The sequence below is a fragment of the Clavibacter sp. MX14-G9D genome, from assembly GCF_032917815.1.
Classification (GTDB): domain Bacteria; phylum Actinomycetota; class Actinomycetes; order Actinomycetales; family Microbacteriaceae; genus Clavibacter; species Clavibacter michiganensis_K.
This window is the reverse complement of the sequence record NZ_JAVCVL010000451.1, coordinates 1-521: the sequence shown is the minus strand read 5'-3', so window position 1 is coordinate 521 and position 521 is coordinate 1. Positions and strand designations below refer to the sequence as shown.

The following is a 521-nucleotide window of genomic DNA, read 5'->3' as shown; positions in this document are numbered from 1 at the left end:
CGGCGTGCTCGTGGGCGCGGTCGGCACGGCCGCGCACCGCGCGACGCTGCCCGTCGGCGGCGTCGCGCTGCCCGTCGGGCTGGTGCTCGCCCTGGTGACGCTCGCGTGCCTGCTGGTCGCGTTCCGCCTGCTCCTCGTCGACCGGCTGCACGCGCTCTGCCTCGGGCTCGGCACCGTGGCCGCGGTCGCCGTGCTCGGCACGCGCGGCCCGAGCGGATCCGTGCTCTTCCCCGACGACGGGCTGAGCCAGGTGTGGTCGCTCGCGCCCGCGCTCCTCGTCGCGGCCGTCGTGGTATGGCCGCGGTTCTCGTCGCGCGCGCCCGGCACCGGCGCGGGCCCGGACGGCGCTCCCGGCGCCGGCCCCGGCGACGCCGCCCCGGCAGGGGCCGGCTCCCGCGCCGCGTAGACTCGACCGGGCCGCACCGCTCCCGGAAGGACCGCCCGAATGACCTACGTCATCGCCCTGCCCTGTGTCGACGTCAAGGACCGCGCCTGCATCGACGAGTGCCCGGTGGACTGCA

2 pseudogenes are annotated in these 521 nt (G+C 78.1%); both read left to right on the top strand.

Annotated elements, in window-relative coordinates:
* Nucleotides 1-406 (top strand): annotated as a pseudogene (locus Q6969_RS16250) (mycothiol biosynthesis protein); the annotation flags it as partial.
* Nucleotides 407-445: 39 nt separating this feature from the next.
* Nucleotides 446-521: pseudogene (locus Q6969_RS16245) on the top strand (ferredoxin); the annotation flags it as partial.